21 protein-coding genes are annotated in these 20,196 nt (G+C 69.5%); 14 read left to right on the top strand and 7 right to left on the bottom strand.

All coding sequences use genetic code 11. The features are described 5' to 3' along the window. Nucleotides 1–106: 106 nt before the first annotated feature. Both I1E95_RS13060 and I1E95_RS13055 read left to right on the top strand, forming a co-directional pair. On the top strand, nt 107–1,684 hold the full coding sequence (locus tag I1E95_RS13060) for an NAD(P)H-hydrate dehydratase (protein ID WP_231594635.1): 1,578 nt from the start codon (nt 107–109) through the stop codon (nt 1,682–1,684). Nucleotides 1,685–1,781: 97 nt separating this feature from the next. Next, complete coding sequence (locus tag I1E95_RS13055; RefSeq protein ID WP_197162894.1) at nt 1,782–2,708, top strand: RNA polymerase sigma factor, RpoD/SigA family; 927 nt, start codon at nt 1,782–1,784, stop codon at nt 2,706–2,708. 24 nt (nt 2,709–2,732) lie between these two features. On the opposite strand, the gene pdhA is transcribed toward I1E95_RS13055, so the two are convergent. Further along, nucleotides 2,733–3,830: a pyruvate dehydrogenase (acetyl-transferring) E1 component subunit alpha gene (gene pdhA / locus I1E95_RS13050; RefSeq protein WP_197162892.1), complete on the bottom strand. Its 1,098-nt coding sequence runs from the start codon at nt 3,828–3,830 to the stop codon at nt 2,733–2,735. A 124-nt stretch (nt 3,831–3,954) separates the two neighbouring features. Between pdhA and I1E95_RS13045 the strand changes: the two genes are divergently transcribed. The 5 genes from I1E95_RS13045 to I1E95_RS13025 all read left to right on the top strand — a co-directional run bounded on the left by I1E95_RS13045 (nt 3,955) and on the right by I1E95_RS13025 (nt 9,745). Continuing rightward, entirely contained in the window at nt 3,955–5,889 is a 1,935-nt protein-coding gene (locus I1E95_RS13045) for an IMS domain-containing protein (protein ID WP_197162890.1), read from the top strand. A gap of 70 nt (nt 5,890–5,959) precedes the next feature. Beyond that, nucleotides 5,960–7,420, top strand: a complete 1,461-nt coding sequence (gene ffh / locus I1E95_RS13040; protein WP_197162888.1) for a signal recognition particle protein — start codon at nt 5,960–5,962, stop codon at nt 7,418–7,420. Nucleotides 7,421–7,516: 96 nt separating this feature from the next. Then, a complete protein-coding gene (gene rpsP / locus I1E95_RS13035; protein WP_197162886.1) occupies nt 7,517–7,918 on the top strand; it encodes a 30S ribosomal protein S16 in 402 nt (133 codons plus the stop codon). An 11-nt stretch (nt 7,919–7,929) separates the two neighbouring features. Next, nucleotides 7,930–8,928 (top strand): PhoH family protein, encoded by a 999-nt coding sequence (locus tag I1E95_RS13030; protein WP_197162884.1) that lies wholly within the window; start codon nt 7,930–7,932, stop codon nt 8,926–8,928. An 82-nt stretch (nt 8,929–9,010) separates the two neighbouring features. Continuing rightward, nucleotides 9,011–9,745: a Bax inhibitor-1 family protein gene (locus I1E95_RS13025; RefSeq protein ID WP_197162882.1), complete on the top strand. Its 735-nt coding sequence runs from the start codon at nt 9,011–9,013 to the stop codon at nt 9,743–9,745. Nucleotides 9,746–9,779: 34 nt separating this feature from the next. Here I1E95_RS13025 and I1E95_RS13020 read toward each other — a convergent pair whose 3' ends face one another. Then, on the bottom strand, nt 9,780–10,307 hold the full coding sequence (locus tag I1E95_RS13020) for a hypothetical protein (RefSeq protein ID WP_197162880.1): 528 nt from the start codon (nt 10,305–10,307) through the stop codon (nt 9,780–9,782). A gap of 31 nt (nt 10,308–10,338) precedes the next feature. Between I1E95_RS13020 and era the strand changes: the two genes are divergently transcribed. From era to larB, 5 genes are read left to right on the top strand one after another with little or no spacing between them, the layout of a single operon-like run. After that, on the top strand, nt 10,339–11,358 hold the full coding sequence (gene era / locus I1E95_RS13015; protein ID WP_231594634.1) for a GTPase Era: 1,020 nt from the start codon (nt 10,339–10,341) through the stop codon (nt 11,356–11,358). 29 nt (nt 11,359–11,387) lie between these two features. After that, on the top strand, nt 11,388–11,879 hold the full coding sequence (locus I1E95_RS13010) for a phycobiliprotein lyase (RefSeq protein WP_231594633.1): 492 nt from the start codon (nt 11,388–11,390) through the stop codon (nt 11,877–11,879). Then, complete coding sequence (trmD, locus tag I1E95_RS13005) at nt 11,876–13,114, top strand: tRNA (guanosine(37)-N1)-methyltransferase TrmD (RefSeq protein WP_197167512.1); 1,239 nt, start codon at nt 11,876–11,878, stop codon at nt 13,112–13,114. Before I1E95_RS13010 ends, trmD begins: the two co-directional genes overlap by 4 nt. A gap of 25 nt (nt 13,115–13,139) precedes the next feature. After that, complete coding sequence (locus I1E95_RS13000) at nt 13,140–13,538, top strand: TIGR03792 family protein (RefSeq protein ID WP_231594632.1); 399 nt, start codon at nt 13,140–13,142, stop codon at nt 13,536–13,538. Next, nucleotides 13,535–14,266, top strand: coding sequence for a nickel pincer cofactor biosynthesis protein LarB (gene larB, locus I1E95_RS12995; RefSeq protein WP_197162877.1), 732 nt, complete (start codon nt 13,535–13,537; stop codon nt 14,264–14,266). The genes I1E95_RS13000 and larB overlap by 4 nt, the downstream gene beginning before the upstream one ends. Here the strand turns inward: larB and I1E95_RS12990 are convergent. The 4 genes from I1E95_RS12990 to I1E95_RS12975 all read right to left on the bottom strand — a co-directional run bounded on the left by I1E95_RS12990 (nt 14,217) and on the right by I1E95_RS12975 (nt 17,606). Next, nucleotides 14,217–15,179, bottom strand: coding sequence for a DUF1517 domain-containing protein (locus tag I1E95_RS12990; RefSeq protein WP_197162869.1), 963 nt, complete (start codon nt 15,177–15,179; stop codon nt 14,217–14,219). The genes larB and I1E95_RS12990 overlap by 50 nt on opposite strands. A gap of 29 nt (nt 15,180–15,208) precedes the next feature. Beyond that, nucleotides 15,209–15,442, bottom strand: coding sequence for a sulfur carrier protein ThiS (gene thiS, locus I1E95_RS12985; RefSeq protein ID WP_197162867.1), 234 nt, complete (start codon nt 15,440–15,442; stop codon nt 15,209–15,211). Further along, complete coding sequence (locus I1E95_RS12980; protein ID WP_231594631.1) at nt 15,439–16,491, bottom strand: thiamine phosphate synthase; 1,053 nt, start codon at nt 16,489–16,491, stop codon at nt 15,439–15,441. The genes thiS and I1E95_RS12980 overlap by 4 nt, the downstream gene beginning before the upstream one ends. Before the next feature lie 89 nt (nt 16,492–16,580). After that, a complete protein-coding gene (locus I1E95_RS12975) occupies nt 16,581–17,606 on the bottom strand; it encodes a bifunctional riboflavin kinase/FAD synthetase (protein ID WP_197162865.1) in 1,026 nt (341 codons plus the stop codon). Nucleotides 17,607–17,724: 118 nt separating this feature from the next. Between I1E95_RS12975 and I1E95_RS12970 the strand changes: the two genes are divergently transcribed. Beyond that, a complete protein-coding gene (locus I1E95_RS12970; RefSeq protein WP_197162863.1) occupies nt 17,725–18,306 on the top strand; it encodes a DUF3611 family protein in 582 nt (193 codons plus the stop codon). Here the strand turns inward: I1E95_RS12970 and surE are convergent. Then, nucleotides 18,291–19,085 (bottom strand): 5'/3'-nucleotidase SurE, encoded by a 795-nt coding sequence (surE, locus tag I1E95_RS12965; protein ID WP_197162861.1) that lies wholly within the window; start codon nt 19,083–19,085, stop codon nt 18,291–18,293. The two genes, I1E95_RS12970 and surE, sit on opposite strands and share 16 nt — an antisense overlap. Before the next feature lie 80 nt (nt 19,086–19,165). On the opposite strand from surE, the gene pheS reads away from it, so the two are divergent. Then, the gene (pheS, locus tag I1E95_RS12960; protein ID WP_197162860.1) at nt 19,166–20,173 is read left to right on the top strand and encodes a phenylalanine--tRNA ligase subunit alpha; all 1,008 of its coding nucleotides are present in this window, start codon (nt 19,166–19,168) and stop codon (nt 20,171–20,173) included. Nucleotides 20,174–20,196: the final 23 nt, after the last annotated feature.

Raw genomic sequence — 20,196 nt, 5'->3', positions numbered from 1 at the left:
AACCGGAAACCTCCGGGGCGGGGGAGGAACGACACAAAGCCGAGTTCCCATCATGGGACCGGGGCCCCGCCGGCGGGGCCCGCATCCCCCCCGCAGCGGAGCCCCCTTGAGCAGCAGCCACGCGATTCACTGGCCCCGCAGGGATGCCGACCACCTGCTGGTGCGCTCTGGACAGATGGCGCAGCTGGAGCAGCAGCTGTTTGCCAGCGGCCTGCCGGTGGAAGCGCTGATGGAGAAGGCCGCCCTGGCCATCAGTGCGCGGCTGCTGAGCGAGCCCGAATCCCTGCACCAGGGGGTGCTGGTGCTGGTGGGCCCCGGTCACAACGGGGGGGACGCCCTGGTGGTGGCCCGGGAGCTGCACCTGGCCGGAGTGAAGGTGCGGCTCTGGAGCCCCTTCGAGCGCCGCAAACCGCTCACCGAGTCCCATTGGCGCCATGCCTGCTGGCTAGGGATCGAGCGTGTGGACTCCACCCCTGATCCCGGCGAGGCCTGTCTCTGGATCGATGGGTTCTTCGGCATCGGCCAGCGGCGGCCTCCCGGCGAGGCGATCGAGTCCCTCCTGGGCGATCGGGCCCGGCTGAGGCCCGATCAGCTGGTGGCGATCGACACACCCACGGGCCTGTGCGCTGACAGCGGCAGGCTGCTGGGACACCAGGCCGCCCGCGCCCGCACGACCTACTGCCTCGGACTGCTGAAGCAGGGGCTGGTCCAGGACGCTGCCCTGGCCTGGGTGGGGGAACTGGTGCGGCTGGATCTGGGGCTGGCGCCGGTTCTGCTGGAGCAACTGCCGCCTGATCAGCCCCTGGGTCTGAGCGGTGCGGATCGCACCAGCGCCCCAGCCCTGGACCCTCCACCCGAGGCCGCCAAGTACGGCCGCGGGCGCCTGCTGGTGGTGAGCGGCAGCGCCGCCTATCCCGGTGCCGCCCTGCTCAGCCTGCTGGGGGCGAGCGCCAGCGGCTGCGGCAGCCTGCGGGCGGCCGTGCCGGAGCCCGTGGCCAGGGAGCTCTGGAGCCTCCTCCCCCATGTGGTCCTGGCTCGAGCGCCGGAGGAGCCGGGCGCCCTCGACCGCCTCGATGCCGTGCTGATTGGCCCGGGCCTGGGGCCAGACACCCCGGCGGATGGCACCGACAGCCCGCCGATCTGGGGGGCCCTGCAGTCCTTTGCCGGCCTGGTGGTGATCGATGCCGATGGCCTCAACCAACTGGCCGCGGGGGTGGCCGGCGAGGCGATGGCCTGGCTGCAGGGGCGTCAGGGTCCCACCTGGTTGACACCCCATGGGGGTGAATTCGCCCGCCTGTTCCCCGACCTGGCCGGCGAGCAGCCTCTGGAGGCCGCCGCCGTCGCCGCTGCCCGCTGCGGCGCGGCCCTGGTGCTCAAGGGCGCCCGGAGCGTGATTGCCGCCCCCGATGGCAGGCGCTGGCAGCTGCTGGAGGCCGCAGCGGAAGCGGCCCGGGCCGGAGCCGGCGATGTCCTGGCGGGATTCGCGGCCGGGCAAGGGGCTCTGGCCATGGCAGCGGGGATCACTCCTGGTGAGCCCTCCACCCTGGCCGCTGCCGCCCTGGCCCATGCCCAGGCGGGACTGACGGCCCGGGAACGGTTCGGGCCCGGCCAGGTGACGCCCCAGACTCTGGCCGCCGCTCTGGGCCGGTGGGGCTCAGAAGAGGAAAGCCCTAGTGAGAGTTGACTGTGTCGTTTTACTGGCACAACCTTGAAAGGTTGTTGAAATCACATCATGGCCTGTTCGATTCATCAGAGATTGAATCAACTTTCCAGATGGGCGCATGACAGCCTCCACCCTTCAGCCCCGCGAGCAGCGGCGGCGGGGGAGCGATCCAATCAGCTGGTATCTGAGCACCATCGGACGGGTTCCCCTGCTCACTCCAGCCGAGGAGATCGAACTGGGCAACCAGGTGCAGGCGATGATGCAGCTGATCGATTCTGGCGTGGAGGATCCGCCCAGCGTTCGCGATAAGCAACTGCTGCGCCTGGGCCGCCGCGCCAAGGAGCGCATGATGAAGGCCAACCTGCGCCTGGTGGTCAGTGTCGCCAAGAAGTATCAGGGCAAGGGGCTCGAGCTTCTCGACCTGATCCAGGAAGGATCCCTGGGCCTGGAGCGGGCCGTGGAGAAGTTCGATCCCACCCGCGGCTACAAGTTCTCCACTTATGCCTTCTGGTGGATCCGCCAGAGCATGACCCGCGCCATCGCCTGCCAGTCCCGCACCATCCGGCTGCCGGTTCACCTGAGCGAGCGCCTCAGCGCCGTGCGTCGCGTCAGCCTGGAGCTCACTCACAAGCTCGGGGCCATGCCCAGCCGCAGCGAGATTGCCGAAGCCATGGCGATCCCGATTCAGGAACTCGACGGGCTGCTGCGCCAGTCGTTGACCACCTCCAGCCTGGATGCCCCGGTGAATGGAGAGGATGGACGCAGTTTCCTGGGCGATCTGATCGCCGACTCCAGTCACGACGAGCCCCTCGACCAGGTGGAGCGGGGCATGCATCACGAGCAGCTGGAGCGCTGGCTCAGTTACCTCACCGAGCAGGAGCGCCAGGTGCTCGACCTGCGCTTCGGGCTTGATGGGCACGAGCGTCACACCCTCGCCGAGATCGGCCGTCTGCTCGACGTGTCCCGGGAGAGGGTGCGACAGGTGGAGCTCAAGGCCCTGCGCAAGCTCCGCAGCCTCACGAGCCGGCTGCCCAGCCAGCTCTGAGGCGGAAGGGGTCAGTCCTCGGGGTCAGTCCTCGGCCCAGATGTAGCGAGTGAGCTCGCCGGGATCGGGCTCTGGTGCGCCGACAGCGAACTCGACAGCATCGGCCACTTCGGCATCGATCTCCTTCTCGATCGCCTTGAGCTCCTCGGAGCTGGCCAGATCGTGGCTGGTGAGGTGGGCGGCCAGGGCCTTGATCGGATCCCGCTTGGCCCAGAACTCCTTCTCCGCTTCGCTGCGCAGCTCATCGGGGTCGGCCAGGGAATGGCCGCGGAAGCGGTACGTGAGGCACTCCAGCAGGGTGGGCCCCTCGCCGGCCCTGGCACGCTCCACAGCCCGCTGGGCAGCGGCCCGCACCGCCAGCACATCCATGCCGTCGACCTCCTCACCCGCCATGCCGAAGGCCGCGGCCTTACGCCAGATCTCCGGATCGCTGGTGGCGCGGTCGTGGGCCATGCCGATCGCCCATTTGTTGTTCTCGACGACGAAGAGGATCGGCAGCTTCCACAGCGCCGCCATGTTCAGGCACTCGAAGAACTGGCCGTTGTTGCAGGTGCCATCGCCGAAGAAGGCCGCCGTGACGGCGTCACTGTCCGACTGACCGAGGGCGTCACGCTTGTAGCGGCTGGTGAAGGCGGCCCCGAGGGCCACCGGAATGCCCTCGCCGATGAAGGCATAGCCACCGAGCAGGTGATGCTCCCTGGAGAAGAGGTGCATGGAACCCCCACGGCCCTTGCTGCAGCCGGTGGCCTTGCCGAACAGCTCACTCATCACCTCGCGGGCGGGCACGCCGGCACTGAGGGCATGGACGTGGTCGCGGTACGTGCTGCAGAACCAGTCGTGCTGGGCACGCATCGCCTTGATCACCCCGGTGGAGACGGCCTCCTGGCCGTTGTAGAGGTGAACGAAGCCGAACATCTTGCCCCGGTAGTACATCTCGGCGCACTTGTCCTCGAAGCGGCGACCGAGGGTCATGTCGCGGAAGAGGGTCAGACCCTCCTCACGGCTCACCGTGGCTGGCCCAGCCGGGTAGAGCGCCGCCAGGCGTTCGGCGTGGCTGCCGGCTCCGGCGGCGGCGGTCCCATCTGCGGCCGGTTGGAGCGTGGCGGCGATCTCCTGAGTCATGGCACGGGGAGTCGAAGCTGTTGTAGCGACTGTAAGGGGAGGACTGAGCGGGAAAGGTCAAAACCGATGCCACTGCCTACACTCGCCCCAATGCCCAGGATCAAGGGCCCGTGAGCTGAAGGGGTTGGAACTGCCGATCGACCACTTCCGTCTGCTCGGCGTGAGCCCGGCGACCGATGCCCAGAACGTGTTGCGCACCCTTCAGCATCGTCTGGAGAAGGCGCCGGATCAGGGGTTCACCCTGGAGGCCATCCGGGCCAGGGCCGATCTGCTGGAAGCCAGCGCCGACGTGCTCTCCGATCCCCAGCGCCGCCAGGCCTACGAGGCCCAGCTGATGGAGATCGAGCAGGTGGGTGAGGGAGAGGGGGTGGCGGCCGGCCTTGATGTGGCGCCATCGAAGGATCTCGGTGGGTTGATGCTGCTGCTCGAGGCGGGCATGCCCCTGGAGGCCTTTGAGTCCGCCATCGCCTGCCTGCAGCCGCCCCAGGCCCCTGCCCTCGGCAGCGGCCGCGAAGCCGACCTCTGCCTGATCACGGCCCTGGCCTGCCGCGCCGCCGCAAGTGAGCTCCAGGGCCAGCGCCACTACGAGGCCGCGGCCCAGCTCCTGCAGCAGGGACTTCAGCACCTGCAACGCATGGGCCAGCTGCCCGAGCAGCGCCTGCAGCTGGCCAACGACCTGCACGCGCTGCTGCCATTCCGGGTTCTGGGTCTGGTCAGCCGGCCTCTCACGGCCACCAGGGAACGCGCCGAAGGCCTGGAGCTGCTGGAGAGTCTGGTGAAGCGGCGCGGAGGGCTGGAGGGCGAAGACGATCCCAGCCTGCCCCGCGACGACTTCCAGGCCTTCATCAAGCAGATCCGGCTTTTCCTTACCGCCCAGGAACAGGTGGATCTCTTCGACCGCTGGGCCAGAGGCGGCTCAGCGGCGGCGGAGTTCCTGGCCTGCTATGCCCTCACCGCCTCAGGCTTCGCCCAGCGCAAGCCCGACCGCATCGCCGCCGCCAGGAGCCGCCTGCGGGCCTCCGCCCAGCCCGGCATCCAGCCCCTGCTGGCCTGCCTGCACCTGCTGCTCGGTCAGATCGAGCCGGCCATGCAGGCTTTCAACTCCGGAGCAGGGCCTGAGCTCAAGGCCTGGGCCGAGGAGCAGGCTGATGATCCCCTCGCCCAGCTCTGTGCCTACTGTCGCGACTGGCTCGCCCGGGATGTCCTCCCCGGCTACCGCGACATCGAGGTGGATGCCGATCTCGAGGCCTACTTCGCCGATCGGGACGTGCAGACTTTCGTGGATCAGCAGGATCGCCGCGTGGCCCGCGGCCACACGGTGGAGCCACCCGCTCCGGACCCAGCCGTGATGGCCGCCGCGGACTGGGCCATGCCTGAGCTGGAGCCTCTTGCCCCCGGCGGCGGCGACGGCAACGGCAACGGCGACGGCTTCCACCCTCCGTCCCCGCAGCTGTCCACGCCAGCTGCGGCAGGCGAGCAACGGCCACGATCCAGGCGGCCGCTGGCCCTGGTCGGACTCGCCCTCGCGGCCGGGGCAGCCCTGTTCGCCGGACTGTCGCTGGTGCTGCGTCCCCGGCCGGCGTCACCCCCGCTGGCGCCCCCCTCCACCAGTGGCCAGGCTCCCGCCAGCACGAAGCAGCCGCTGGCGGCCCCCGCCCCGGCGGCACCCCTCACCAGCTCCAGCCCCAGCCAGGAGGAGGTGCGGCTCCTCCTGGAACGCTGGCTGGCGGCCAAGGCGGCCCTTCTGGAGGGACGCAGCAGCGAGGCCGACCTCGATCAACTCGCCCGCCCGGCCCTGGTGGCCGACCTGCGATCCCAGGCCAGGGGACTCAAGGCCCGGGGGGAGCAGCAGCAGATCCAGGCCAGGATTCGGCAGTTCCAGCTCACCGACCGGAGCCCAAGGCGGATCGAAGCCGATGTGCAGCTCGACTACAGCGAGGAGCGCCGCTCAGGCGACAAGGTGATCCAACCCAGAACGAGTGCCCAGCTGCGCAACATCTACGTGTTCGCCCGTGATGGCGGCACCTGGAAACTGGCTGATTTCCACAGTCGCCGCTGAGGTCCCCTGACGTTGTGTCAGGGTCTGGGTCGACGATCACCCCTCCTGGGGTCACCCCTTCCACGACGCCATGTTCGACGAACTTTCCCAGCGTTTTGAGGATGCGGTCAAAAGCCTGAAGGGCCAGGACCGGATCACGGAAAGCAACGTGGAGGGCGCCCTCAAGCAGGTGCGCCGTGCCCTGCTCGAGGCCGATGTGAGCCTGGAGGTGGTCAAGGGCTTCATCGATGAGGTGCGCACCAAGGCGGTGGGCGCCGAGGTGGTGCGTGGCGTCAGCCCCGATCAGCAGTTCATCCAGCTGGTGCATCAGGCCCTGGTGGAGGTGATGGGCGGCGAGAACGCGCCGCTGGCGTTGTCGGATCAGGCCCCCACGGTGATTCTGATGGCGGGCCTGCAGGGGGCCGGCAAGACCACGGCCACGGCCAAGCTCGGCCTGCACCTCAAGGAGCAGGGGAAACGGGCGCTGATGGTGGCCGCCGATGTGTACCGGCCCGCGGCCATCGACCAGCTGCAGACGCTGGGACAACAGATCGGGGTGGAGGTGTTCAGCCTGGGGGCTGACGCCAGGCCCGAGGACATCGCCGCCGCCGGCATCGCCAGAGCCAGGGAGGACGGCTTCGACACGGTGCTGGTGGACACGGCCGGCCGCCTCCAGATCGACGCCGCGATGATGGAGGAGATGGTGCGGATCCGTCAGGCCGCGGCACCCGATGAGGTGCTGCTGGTGGTGGATTCGATGATCGGCCAGGAGGCCGCCGAGCTCACCCGCGCCTTCCACGAGCAGGTGGGCATCACCGGCGCCGTGCTCACCAAGCTCGACGGTGACTCCCGCGGTGGTGCCGCCCTCTCGATCCGCAAGGTCAGCGGCGCGCCGATCAAATTCATCGGCACCGGCGAGAAGGTGGAGGCGCTGCAGCCCTTCCACCCCGAGCGGATGGCCAGCCGCATCCTGGGCATGGGTGATGTGCTCACCCTGGTGGAGAAGGCCTCCAAGGAAGTGGAGCTGGCCGATGTGGCCCGGATGCAGCAGAAGCTGCAGGAAGCCTCCTTCGACTTTTCCGATTTCCTGCAGCAGATGCGCCTGATCAAGCGCATGGGCTCCCTGGGGGGCCTGATGAAGCTGATCCCAGGCATGAACAAGATCGATGACGGCATGCTGAAGCAGGGGGAGGAGCAGCTCAGGAAGATCGAGGCGATGATCGGCTCGATGACGGTGGCCGAACGGGAGCAGCCCCAGCTGCTGGCGGCCCAGCCCTCAAGGCGGCGGCGGATCGCGGCGGGCAGCGGCCACAGCCCCGCCGACGTGGACAAGGTGCTGGCCGATTTTCAGAAGATGCGCGGCTTCATGCAGCAGATGACCCGTGGCGGCATGCCGGGCATGGGCGGTGGGCTCCCCGGCATGGGCGGTGGCATGCCCGGGATGCCAGGCATGCCCGGAATGCCCGGAATGCCGGCGCCCGCTGGACGGGGAGGCGGTTCCCGCAAGGCCGGTCGTCCCCCCAAGAAGCGCAAGGGATTCGGCCAGCTCTGATGGGCGGCAGGCTAAGGTGTTTGTTTGGCGCGTGAACTCACCGCCAGGCGGAATTTCCGCCCACCCCTACACCCCAGTCAGCAAGGCAAGGCCACGATGATCAAGCTCCGCCTGAAGCGGTTCGGCAAGAAGCGGGAAGCGAGTTTCCGCCTGGTGGCCACCAACAGCACGTCCCGCAGGGACGGTCTGCCGCTTGAGGAGCTCGGCTTCTACAACCCCCGCACCAAGGAAACCCGCCTTGATGCCGAAGCCATCCGTGTGCGCCTCAGCCAGGGCGCCCAACCCACCGACACGGTCCGCTCCCTGCTGGAGAAGGGTGGCCTGATCGAGAAGACCATCCGTCCCGGTGAAACCGTCGGCAAGGCCAGGCAGTCTGCCGCCCGCGAGGCCGTGGTGAAGGAAGCCGCCAAGGCCGCCGCCGCTGAGGCAGCCGCTGCGGCAGAAGCCGCCGCTGCCGCCGAGCCTGAAGACGCTGAAGTCGTCAGCGCCGATGCCTGAACGGAAGCCCCATGGCCGGGGCTGAAACGCTTCCTCTCTTTTCGATCGACCTCCCCCACCAGGAAGGCGCCCTTGCCCTTGCCGGCGAGGCCGAAACCACCCTGCATCGCCTTGAGACCCTCACAGGTGCGTCCCTGGTGCTGCGGGGTCTTCAGCTGGTGATCCAGGGCAGGCCCTCGCAGCTGGAGCGGGCCTCGGCTCTGGTGGAGCTGCTGCGGCCTCTCTGGGGCGAGGGCCAGCCCATCGGCGCGGTGGATCTCCAGACCGCCCTCAACGCCCTCGACACCGGCCGCAGCAGCGAACATCGCGAACTCTCCCAGCAGGTGCTGGCCCGCAGCCAGAGCGGCAAGCTGCTGCGCCCGCGCACGGTGCGTCAGAAGACCTACGTGGAAGCGATGGAACGTCACGACCTGACCCTCGCCCTGGGTCCTGCCGGCACCGGCAAGACCTTCCTGGCCACCGTTCAGGCCGTGCGCATGCTCCAGGAACGTCGGGTGGAGCGGTTGATCCTCACCAGGCCCGCGGTCGAAGCCGGCGAGCGGCTGGGCTTCCTGCCCGGGGATCTGCAGCAGAAGGTCGACCCCTACCTGCGCCCCCTCTATGACGCCCTGCATGGGCTTCTGGGGGCGGAGCGCACCACGGCCCTGCTGGAGAAAGGGGTGATCGAGGTGGCGCCGCTGGCCTACATGCGCGGCCGCACCCTGGCCGATGCCTTCGTGATCCTCGACGAGGCGCAGAACACCACCACCGCCCAGATGCGCATGGTGCTCACCCGGCTTGGGGAGAACTCACGCATGGTGGTCACCGGGGATCCCACCCAGTCGGATCTGCCGCGCGAGCAGCTCAGTGGCCTGGTGGAGGCCGCTGGTGTGCTGGCCGATGTGGAGGGCGTGGCGATCTGCCATCTCACCGCCGCCGATGTGGTGCGCCATCCGCTGGTGCAGCGCATGGTGCAGGCCTACGCCCGCCGCGACTCGTCCGGACTTCCCCGGACGGTCCAGCGGGGATGAGGACCCAGCGGGGATGGGGAGAACCGCACACTCCCAACCCGCCGGCACTGGCAGGATGGTGAGAATCGAATTCACTGGTCCCATGCCAGCCAGCAGCAATTTCCAGGAAGCGATCCGCGAGGCCCAGCAGGGCGCGCTGGTCGGTCCCAACGTCGTCAACAAAGCGCTGCCCTACGTGGGTGGCGGCATGGTGCTCACCGCCGCCGGCGTCATGGGGGGCCTCACCCTGATGGCCAGCAGCCCGGGGCTGTTCATGCCCCTGTTCTGGGTGGCCCTGATCGGCAACTTCATCCTCTTCTTCGTGGCCCAGAACGCGGCCACCAAGGAGAACAACGGCACGGCTCTGCCGATCCTCACGGCCTACAGCCTGATCACCGGCTTCACCCTCAGCGGGATCGTGGCCTACGCCCTGAGCGTTGCCGGCGTCGGAGCCATCGGCACCGCCACCCTGGCCACCGGCATCACCTTCCTGATCGCCTCGGTGGTGGGACGTCGCATGAGCGACTCCATCGGTCAGGCCCTGGCCGGTGTGGTGGGCCTGGGCATCCTCGGCCTGATCATCGCCATGGTGATTCAGATCGTGGGCGGCATCTTCATCCCCGGCTTCGGGGGAAGCGGATTCGAACTGCTGATCGCCGGCTTCGGCACCGTGCTGTTCGTGGGAGCCGCCTTCCTCGACTTCTACACCATGCCCCGCACCTACAGCGACGACCAGTACCTGGCCGGCGCCCTGGGCATGTACCTCACCTACATCAACCTCTTCATCTTCATCCTGCGCCTGATCATCGCCCTCAACGGCGGTGGCCGCCGCGACTGAATCAGCCACCAGCCACAGCTACCCAGGCCCTGGCTCAGTCGTCGGCCACCCCCAGCACCGCTTCGCGGATGGCCGTGCGCTGGGCCTCGTCGTAGCCCCAGCGATCCAGGAAGGCCACATCCTCTCCCGATCCCTCAGCGCCGGCCAGGAGCCTCTCCAGCCGTTGCTTAACCGCCGTGGGCTCCAGCAGCCGCAGCAGTTCCGTGCAACGACGAGCCACCCTCTCGGACCCGGCCCGTTGGCCCTCATCACCACCCCTCTGGTGATGCAGGGCCATGGCCGTGCTCATGGCCAGATTGCGGGCGCTGAGATCCACCACTCCCTCCCCCGCCTGGCGCAGGCTCAGCACCAGGCACTCCGGCAAACGGTCCATCAGCGGGGCGTCGCTGGTGAGAGCCACAACGAAGAAGCCGCGGGCTCCATCGAGGCTGGACACCAGTTCCCCCACCCGGTCGGCCAGCACTTCATCGCTCAGTTCGCCGTTCTGCCAGTGGCCCAGCCAGGCCGCCGCGATCTCCATGGCCTGGGGAAAGGTGGGGGTGGCTGGAGTGGACACCGACATGTCGGATCGTTGGACTGGCACTGTTGAGGTTATGGACAAGCCGGGCCTGATCGAGACCGAACCGGAGCAGCCGCAGGGAGCAGGGCTGCCACGGCCGCTGCCACAGCAGTCCCCGGAGGGCTTTCGCTCCGGATTCGTGGCCCTGATCGGTCGCCCCAATGTGGGCAAGTCGACCCTGCTCAACCATCTGGTGGGTGAAAAGGTGGCGATCACCTCACCGGTGGCCCAGACCACCCGCAACCGCCTGAGGGCCATCCTCACCACCCCCAGCGCCCAGCTGGTGCTGCTCGACACTCCCGGCATTCACAAACCGCACCACCTGCTGGGGGAACGTCTGGTGAAGAGCGCCCGCAGCGCGATCGGCGAAGTGGACGTGGTGCTGCTCCTGGTGGATGGCAGTGAACCGGCAGGTCGCGGCGATGGCTTCATCGTTGAGCTGCTGCGCTTCAGCCGGGCGCCGGTGCTGGTGGCCCTCAACAAGAGCGATCTGGTGGATCCGGCCAGGGCGCTTGAGCTGGAGGACAGCTACCGGGAGCTGCTGGTGCTCTCCGATCAGCGTGCCGATCCTGCCGACCCCGGTCAGCGCCGCAGCGACTGGCCCCTGCTGGCCTGCAGCGCCACCACCGGCGCCGGCTGCCCTGAACTGGTGGAGGCCCTGGCGGCGCGGCTGCCCCTCGGGCCCCATCTCTACCCGCCGGATGCGGTCAGCGATCAACCCGAGCAACTGCTGCTGGCGGAGCTGATCCGAGAGCAGGTTCTCTCGCTCACCCGCGAGGAGGTGCCCCACTCCGTGGCCGTGCAGGTGGAGCGGATCGTGGAGGACGGCAAGCGCATCGCCGTGCTGGCCACGGTGCTCGTGGAGCGCTCCAGCCAGAAGGGGATCCTGATCGGCAAGCGCGGTCAGATGCTCAGGGAGATCGGAAGCGGGGCGCGCGCCCAGATGCAGAAGGTGTTCGACGGGCCGGTGTATCTCGAGCTGTTCGTGAAAGTGGTGCCCAACTGGCGGCGCAACCCGGCACGGCTGGCGGAACTCGGCTACCGCGGCGACTGAGAGGATGGAGGGCCAGAGTCGACCTCGCCGTGAACGGCACCAGCCCCGCCTTCCCCCCCGAAGACCTGCCAGCCTTTCTCGCCCTCTGCGCCGGTCAGTGGATGGTGCTGCGCAGCCGGATGGAGGCGACGACGGCCGCCAGCGGCGGCGACGACGACGCCTGGCATGACAGCAACCGCGGCGACCTGGGGGTGAGCCTGCGCCCGGGCGCCCCGGGCCGCTCCCTGGGGGGGCTGGAGGTGACGGCTCCCGATGGCCTGGCCCGGCAGATCGACTTCGAGGCCGGCGGCACCCTGCTGGGCGCCGAGGGCAGCATCGGCCAGTGGCAGCTGTGGCCCGACGGCAGCCTGGAGCTGGTGATCACCAGCGCTGGCCAGGAGCAGCGCGAACGGATCTGGTTCACCAAGCCGAACCTGCGCCTGCGCAGCGTCATCGTCAACGGCGCCGATGGCCAGCCGGAGCAGGCCAGCTTCTGCTCGGAGATCCGCCGCGTCAGCCGCCCGGCTCCAGAGGAGAGCTGAGCGCGATGCGGCTGGATGTGGTCAGCCTGGCTCCCGAGTCGTTTGCTCCCCTGGCCAGCCTGGGGGTGATCGGGCGGGCGTTCAGCGCCGGCATCGCCGAACTGCACACCCACAATCCCCGCGATCACGCCAGCGACCGCTACCGCAAGGTCGACGACCAGCCCTACGGCGGCGGGGCGGGCATGGTGCTCAAGCCGGAGCCGGTGTTCGCGGCCTTCGAGTCGATTCCCGTGCTGGAACGGCGCCGGGTGCTGCTGCTCAGCCCCCAGGGTCAGCCGCTGCGCCAGGCCGACCTGCAGCGCTGGGCCCTGGATCACGACCAGCTGGTGCTGCTCTGCGGCCACTACGAAGGCTTCGATGAGCGCATCCGCACCCTCGCCGATGAGGAGGTGTCACTGGGGGATTTCGTGCTCACCGGCGGCGAACTGGCAGCGATGGTGCTGATCAACGGCGTCGTGCGGCTGCTGCCCGGCACGGTGGGCCGGGCCGAGTCCCTGGTGGAGGAAAGCCACAGCGCCCTGTTGCTGGAGCATCCCCACTACACCCGCCCGGCCGAGTTCAGGGGCCTGGCGGTTCCCCAGGTGCTGCGCAGCGGCGACCATGGCGCCATCGCCCGCTGGCGGGCGGAGCAGCAGCAGGAACGCACGAAACGGAGGCGACCCGATCTGCACAGGCGCTGGCGGGAGCGGCAGCTGGCGGACGGACAGGAGGCCGTCAACCGCCAGGATGGGGCCATGCGGATGCGGATCGGCAACGGCTACGACATCCACCGGCTGGTGCCGGGGCGCCCCCTGATCCTGGGCGGCCTGACCCTGGAGCATCCCGCGGGCCTTGGCCTCGATGGCCACAGTGACGCCGACGTGCTCGTGCACGCGCTGATGGATGCCCTGCTGGGGGCCCTGAGCCTGGGGGACATCGGCCAGCACTTTCCCCCGGACGACGAGCGCTGGCGCGGTGCCGACAGCCTGGTGCTGCTGGAGCAGGTGGTGGCCCTGGTGCGGGAGCGGGGCTGGCAGGTGGTGAATGTGGATACGGTCGTGATCGCCGAGCGCCCGAAACTGCGGCCCCACATCAGCGCCATGCGCGCCGCCATCGCCCGGCGCATGGGGCTCGATCCAGACCAGGTGGGCATCAAGGCCACCACCAATGAGACCCTCGGCCCCACCGGACGGGAAGAGGGGATCGCCTGCCACGCCGTGGCCCTGCTGGAGCGTTGGGAGAACGGGAATGGGTAGGGTCTGTGCCCTGGCGCTGCTGCTGTTGACCCTGGTCCTGGGTGGGACGGCCACCGCAGTCGCCGCGGCCACCCGTGACGTCGTCCAGCAGAACGGGATCCTGCCTCAGGAGGTGGTGGAGGTTCTGCGCCTGAAGGTGCCCGCCGCCGATCGGGAGGCCTGGCTGGAGGCGGAGCGGCAGAGCTGGGAGCCCTGGTTGCGCTCGCGCAGCGGCTTCCTCGAGCGACGGATCTACTGGGATGCCGACAGCGAGGAGGGCGTGCTGCTGATCCACTGGGCCAGTCGCCGCCAGTGGCAGGACATCGCCGCCGCCGAGGTGGAGCGGGTGCAGGAGCGCTTCGATCAGCTGGCGCGGCAGGGCACCGGCCGTGGCGATCCCCAGCCCTTTCCCCTGCTCTTCAGCGGCGAGCTGATCCCGCAATGACGGCCGACGAGCCCCTGGCGCGGCTGGATCTGGGACGGAGGGAGCGGCTGGGGATGCTGGAAGCGGTCTGGGGTGAGACCAAGGAGGTCGATCAGATCACGGCGATCCTCGAGCGTCTGCATCAGGCCGGCGAGCTCGCCCTGGTGACCAGGGTGTCCGCCGGGAAAGCCGCGGCGATCGAGACGTGGCTGCGCCGCGAGCGGCCCGGGATCGCCGCCAGCCTGGAGCACCACCACCAGGCCCGCTGTGTCACCAGCGGCATACTGCCCGCGGCCGATCCGGCCCTGGGGCGGGTGGTGGTGCTCTGCGGCGGCACCAGTGACCTGCCCGTGGCTCTTGAGGCCCAGCTGGCCCTGCGCTGCCATGGTGTGGGCACCGAGCTGATGGTCGACGTGGGTGTCGCCGGACTGCACAGGCTGCTGGACCAGTTGCCGCGGCTGCGGAGCGCCCGGGTGCTCATCGCCTGCGCCGGCATGGAGGGGGCGCTGCCCACGGTGCTGGCGGGGCTGCTGCCCCAGCCGGTGATCGGCGTCCCGGTGTCGGTGGGTTACGGCGTGAGCGCCGGCGGAGCAGCGGCCCTGAACGGAATGCTGGCCAGCTGCGCCCCGGGGCTGAGTGTGGTGAACATCGACAACGGCTACGGGGCCGCCATGGCGGCCGTGCGCATCCTGCTGGCGCTCAGAGGTGCTGCAGCTGGGGATAGGCCGTCAGCAGTTCCTCGGTGCTGAGCACTTCGCCCTTGCCCTCCGGCTGCCAGATCACCTCGAGGGCGATCAGGTCACCGGCGGACACCGCACCGATCACCCCAAGGGCGTCGCGCAGATCATCGGCGCTGGTGATGGTCTTGATCGGGATGCGGCCACGGCTGGCCACCAGCAGCGTCACGGCGATGAAATCGCTGGCGGCATCGGTGGGGCCACTGGCGGCCACCTCATCCTGGAAGCGTCGTCCGCCCACATTGGAGGTGACCTCGCTGCGCAGCTTGCTGCGCTCGGTCATCGAGAGACGGTTGAAGGTGGATTCGGCACTGGCGAAGGGCACCTGGCCGACTTCGCTGTTGGCGTAGACCCAGAGATCGGGCTGACGCAGCAGGGAGAGGCTGGTTTCCTGCAGCAGCCGCTGCAGACCCGTGCTGCCGGTGGTGTCGGCGGTGGCGGCCAGGCGGCGCAGATCATCCTGGAGTTCGCGGGCCGAAGCCAGCAGGCCCACCTGCAACTGGGCGATGGTCACAGGCCCATCGGCCCGGGGAGCCGCAGCCAGGGAACCGCCTCCGCTGGTCATGCCGCCGCCGGCACCACGCAGCGCGTTCACGAGAACACCGGCGATCGCCATCAGGATCAGGAAGCCGAACAGACCGCCGCCACCGAAGCCGAAGATGGGGATCAGAAAGGGGAAGCCGATCCCGCCGCCATAGCCGCCGCGGTAACCGCCACCGCCATAACTGCCACCACCGCCGCTGTAGCTGCGGGGCATCGAGGGGGCCGAGCGGAAACTGCCGCCGCCGATCCGCCCGCCGCGGGCCGCCCAGCTGGGAGAGGGCGAGGAGAGCAGCAGAAGGCCGCTCACCAGGAGCGGCATCAGCACCAGCAGCGAGAGCCGGCGGAACCTGACGAAGGCGATCGGGAAGGGACGAGGGGACACAGATGTCACCCAAAGCAAGTGCGCCGAATCTAGGAACCACCCCCCACGATGGTGACCACCTCAAGTACGGCGTCCCCACCAACGGCCTGCTCGGCCCAGGCCGAGCGGGGCAGAATCTCACCGTTGAATTCCACCACCACCAGCCGTGGTTCGTAACCGAAGTGGAGCAGCACCTCCAGCAGAGGCAGGCGAGGCGGGCAGGTACGTGCCTCCCCGTTCAGCTGGATCGTGAGGCTGTCTCCGGCCCCGTTCGCCTCGCTCATGCTTCCTCCCCCAGGGCCTCGAGCAGCTCGCGGCTAGCCGCGTGCGGATCGCTCGCCTCGATGATCGCCCGCACCACCGCCACCCGGCGGCCACCGGCCGCCACGACCGGCGGGACCGTTCCGGCATCGAGCCCGCCGATGGCAAAGAACGGAATCGGGCTTTCGGCCGCCGCCTCGCGCACGTAGGCCAGGCCCACGGGTTCCCGGCCGGGCTTGGTGGGGGTCGCGTTGACGGGGCCGACGCCCACGTAGTCGCAGCCATCGACCACCGCCTGGCGCAACTGCTCGATGCGCTGGGTGCTGCGGCCGATCAGGCGATCCGGCCCCAGGAGGCGGCGCGCTTCGGCGGGGGGCAGATCCCCCTGGCCGAGGTGCACTCCATCGGCCTCCACGGCGAGGGCCAGGTCGACCCGGTCGTTGACGATGAACAGCGCGCCATGGCTGGAGCAGAGCTGGCGCAGCGCGCTGGCCTCCCGCCAACGCTCCAGGTCGTCAGCCTCCTTGGCCCGGTGCTGAACCAGCCGCACCCCCGCCTCAAGGGCTGCGGCCACGGTCTCGAGCAGGCGGGGCGAATGGCTGGTGATCAGATACAGACGACAGCGCAGCAGCTGCTCACGGCGGCCCGCGGCAGCGCCACAGGCCCGCATCAGATCCACCTCCAGGTCGTAGAGGGCGTAGCGGATCGCGGCGGCCTCGGCGGCCAGGAGCGGATCCCCGGCGCGGCCGAACTCCTCCAGCACCCGCAGAGCCTCCTGGGCGCGGCCGGCGTTGGCGGCCACCACCTCAGAGGGCTGCTGCCGCTCGGCCTGGGCGGGATGCGTCAGGCCCGCGCCCCCATCGCTGGCGGTGTGGCGGGCCGCCTTGTAGACGGGGAGGTGGCAGCGGCCCAGGCGCTGGCGCAGGTCCTTGAGCCGGGCCACGAGATCCTGGCGGTCGAGGCCGAAGCGGCACCAGTCCTCCAGCACACGCAGGCCCTCGCGGGCACGGTCGAGGTTGGCGTCCAGCAGGCGCAGCACGGCCGGCTCAGGCGTCGTCAGGGCGGCATTCACGGGAGCGGAACCTGCGTAAGGTGAAGCCGACTCCAGGGCGGATGGCAATGGATTTCGGCGGCGGTGACAGCCCGATGCTGGTGCTGATTTCAGGAATTCTGCTGCTCGGGGGGATCGCCGCCTTCATCGGCTGGGGCCTGGGCAACGCCTACGCCCCCGGCTGAGCTTCGGTTGAGCAGGCTGCGGGCCAGCGCAGCATCTTCGCCGATCTGGCGGCTGAGTTCGTTCAGGCCGTCAAAGCGGTGCTGGCGGCGGAGCAGCTGTACGGGCTCCACCTCCAGATCACGGCCCACCAGCTCCAGATCCCTGTCCAGAAGGTGCACCTCCACCGCCGAGGGGGCCAGCGGGTCCACCGTGGGCTGGGGACCCAGGTTCATCACCGCCGCCATGGGGTCACCAGTGGGCAGGAGCGCCTCGCCCCCACCGGCGGGCTCGAGGTTGCGCACCCAGGCGGCATAGACCCCCTCCTGGGGCAGAAATTTGCGGCCGTCCACCTGCAGATTCGCCGTGGGCCAACTGATCGTCCGGCCCAGGCCCCGCCCGCGCACGACCCGGCCGCTGAAGCGGTAGGGCCGCTCCAGCAGGCGGTTGGCCTCGTCGATGGCACCGGCGGCCAGGGCGCGGCGGATGCGACTGCTGCTGATCCGTTCGGCTCCATCCCAGAGCATCGAGGAGACCAGCACCCGCAGGCCATGACGCTCGCCGATCTCACGCAGGCAGGCGGTGTCGCCGGCCCGGTCATGGCCGAAGCGGAAGTTCTCGCCCACGGCCACCTCCCTGGCCTGGAGCTGCCCCACCAGCACCTGCTCCACGAAGGCCTCCGGGCTGAGCAGGGAGAGGTCGCGGGTGAAAGGCACCAGCACCAGCTGGCGGATGCCGTAGGGCTCCAGCAGCGCCAGCTTCTCGCCGGGGAGATCGAGGCGCAGGCGCGGTTCGCCATAGAGCAGCTCGCGCGGATGGGGCCAGAAACTGACCACCGTGGGAATCAACCCCGGGGTCGGTGCGGCGGCGATGGCGGCGATCACCCGGCGGTGCCCCTGGTGCAGACCATCGAAACTGCCCAGGGCGACGGCGGTGGGCCGCATCGCCTCCTGGGGGGAGCGCAGGGGAATCAAGGAATCGGACGCAGCCCGGCTTGGAAACCATCCTTCCATGGGGGTTCGGGCCCCATGGCGGCAGCCGCTGGTGGCCATGGCAAGTTTGTGAGGCTCCGCCTACCGGTTCTGCGCCCCGATGGTTGACCGCCTCGATCTTCAGCTGGTCTCGGCTGCCCTGCGCCGGGTGGGCTGGATCCGCTTCTGGACCCAGATGTCCCTCGGGGTGGTGGTGGTCGGCGTGCTGACCTTCAACAACATCGGCGGACGCCTGGCGGCCAACAGCGCCCGCTCCCTCGGACTCGGTCCTGGTCTGTCACTAACCACCCTCTCCTTCTTCATCCTGGTCTGGTGCCTCTGGCAGAGCTGGCTGGTGGTGCGCTGCGGCAGGGCCCTGGCCAGCCCGGCCCGGCCCAGCCGCGGCGAGACCAGCCGCCTGATCAAGCGGGGCGTCCTGGCCGATCTGGCCGGGCTCACCCTGGCGGCGGTGGGGTACCAGGCCCTGGCCGGCAGCCTGTTCGTGCAGGCCTCGATGCAGGTGCCCGGCTTCTTCGGGGCCCAGCTGGCGGTGCCGCCCGGCACTCGGGGCGGCCTGATGGGGCTGCCGATCACGTCGATCGAGATGCTCTCGGTGCTGAGCAACACCCAGGTACTGTTCGCCCACCTGATCGGGCTGTGGTTCAGCCTCTGGTTGCTGCAGCGGGTTCACCGCCCCAGCTGAACCGGCAGCTCCCCGAGGCCACCCCGCCAGAACAGCTCCGGCTGCAGCGGGGTGAGGGCGGCGCCGCCGGCATGGATCTGGGCCACGTCCGTGGGCCACTCCCGCGGGCCTGCGGTGGCGGATTCCAGGTCATCGACCACCTCACCGGCCAGCCAGTAGTACGTGCGGCCGCGCGGGTCGGTGCGCTGGTCGAACTGGTCGCGGTAGCGGCGCACGGCCGGACGGCACCAGCGCAGGGAACCGATCCGCTCGATCGGCAGGGCCGGCACATTCAGATTGAGCAGCAGCCCCTCCGGCCAGGCCCCGGCCAGGGCCGCCTCCGCCACATCGAGGGCGAGCACGGCCGCCGGACCGAACTGGCGCCAGTCGAAGCAGGCACTGCTCACCGCCAGGGCGGGCAGCCCCTCGAGAGTGCCCTCCATGGCCGCCGACACCGTGCCGGAATAGAAGACGTCGCTGCCGAGGTTGGGGCCGTGGTTGATGCCGGAGAGCACCAGGTCGGGCGGAGCGCTCAGCAGACGGCCGAGCGCGAGCTTGACGCAGTCGGAGGGGGTGCCGCTGCAGGCCCAGGCGGTGACACCATCGGCGAAGAGCCGGTCGGCCCGCTCCGCCCTCAGGGGGGTCTGCATGGTGAGGCCATGGCCGGTGGCGGAGCGCTCCTGGTCGGGGCAGACCACCGTGACCGCATGACCGCGGCCCACCGCCTCGGCCGCCAGGGTCTGGATCCCCTCCGCGAACACCCCGTCGTCGTTGCTGATCAGGATCCGCAGGCTGGACATCGGGACCGGCAGGGGCAGGGGCGCAGGCGGCAACTTAGGCAGGCTCGCTCCGTACAGTCGATCGCTACCGCCCCCGATCCGTGAGCGCCACGATCAGCCTCCAGCAGCTCACTGACCAGCTCGACGCCCTCGAAGCCGAAGCGGCGGCCTCGATCGCCGCCGCCGCCGACACCGCTGAGCTGGAAGGACTGCGGGTGGGTCTGCTCGGCAAGAAGGGCCGCCTCTCAGCGGTGCTGGGGGCCATGGGCAGGCTGGATGCGGCGGAGCGGCCCCTGGTGGGTCAGCGGGCCAACGCGCTCAAGGAGCAGGTGCAGGCGTTGATGGGCCAGCGGCTGGAGGGGCTGCGGAGCGCCGCCATGGCCGAGAAACTGGCGGGGGAACGGCTCGATGTGACCGCTCCGAGCCGCTACGTGCCGGTGGGTCACCGCCACCCGCTGATCCGCACGATCGAGGAGATCGTCGACATCTTTGCCGGTCTCGGCTACCGGGTGGAAGAAGGGCCGGAGGCGGAGACCGACCACTACAACTTCACCGCACTGAACATTCCGCCGCACCACCCGGCCCGGGACATGCAGGACACCTTCTATCTCCCCGGTGACCGGCTGCTGCGCACCCACACCTCACCGGTGCAGATCCGCCACCTGGAGAGCAACCCTCCGCCCGTGCGGATCGTGGCGCCAGGGCGTGTGTACCGCCGCGACGCGGTGGATGCCACCCACTCGCCGGTGTTCCATCAGGTGGAGGTGCTGGCGATCGATGAAGGGCTGGATTTCAGCCACCTGCGCGGCACCGTCACCACGTTCCTGCAGCAGTTCTTCGGCGATCTGCCGGTGCGCTTCCGCGCCAGCTACTTCCCCTTCACCGAGCCTTCAGCGGAGGTGGACGTGCAGTGGCGGGGGCGCTGGCTGGAGGTGATGGGCTGCGGGATGGTGGATCCGGCGGTGCTGGAGGGTCTGGGTCTGGATCCCGAACGCTGGAGCGGCTTCGCCGCCGGCCTCGGGGTGGAGCGGTTCTGCATGGTGCGCCACGGCATCGACGACATCCGCCGCCTGTTCACCAGCGATCTGCGCTTCCTGGAACAGTTCTGATGGCAATCAGGCCGCGGCCGGAA

The organism is Synechococcus sp. CBW1107 (assembly GCF_015841355.1).
Taxonomy (GTDB): Bacteria; Cyanobacteriota; Cyanobacteriia; order PCC-6307; family Cyanobiaceae; genus Regnicoccus_A.
This window is presented reverse-complemented; position numbering and strand designations above follow the sequence as displayed.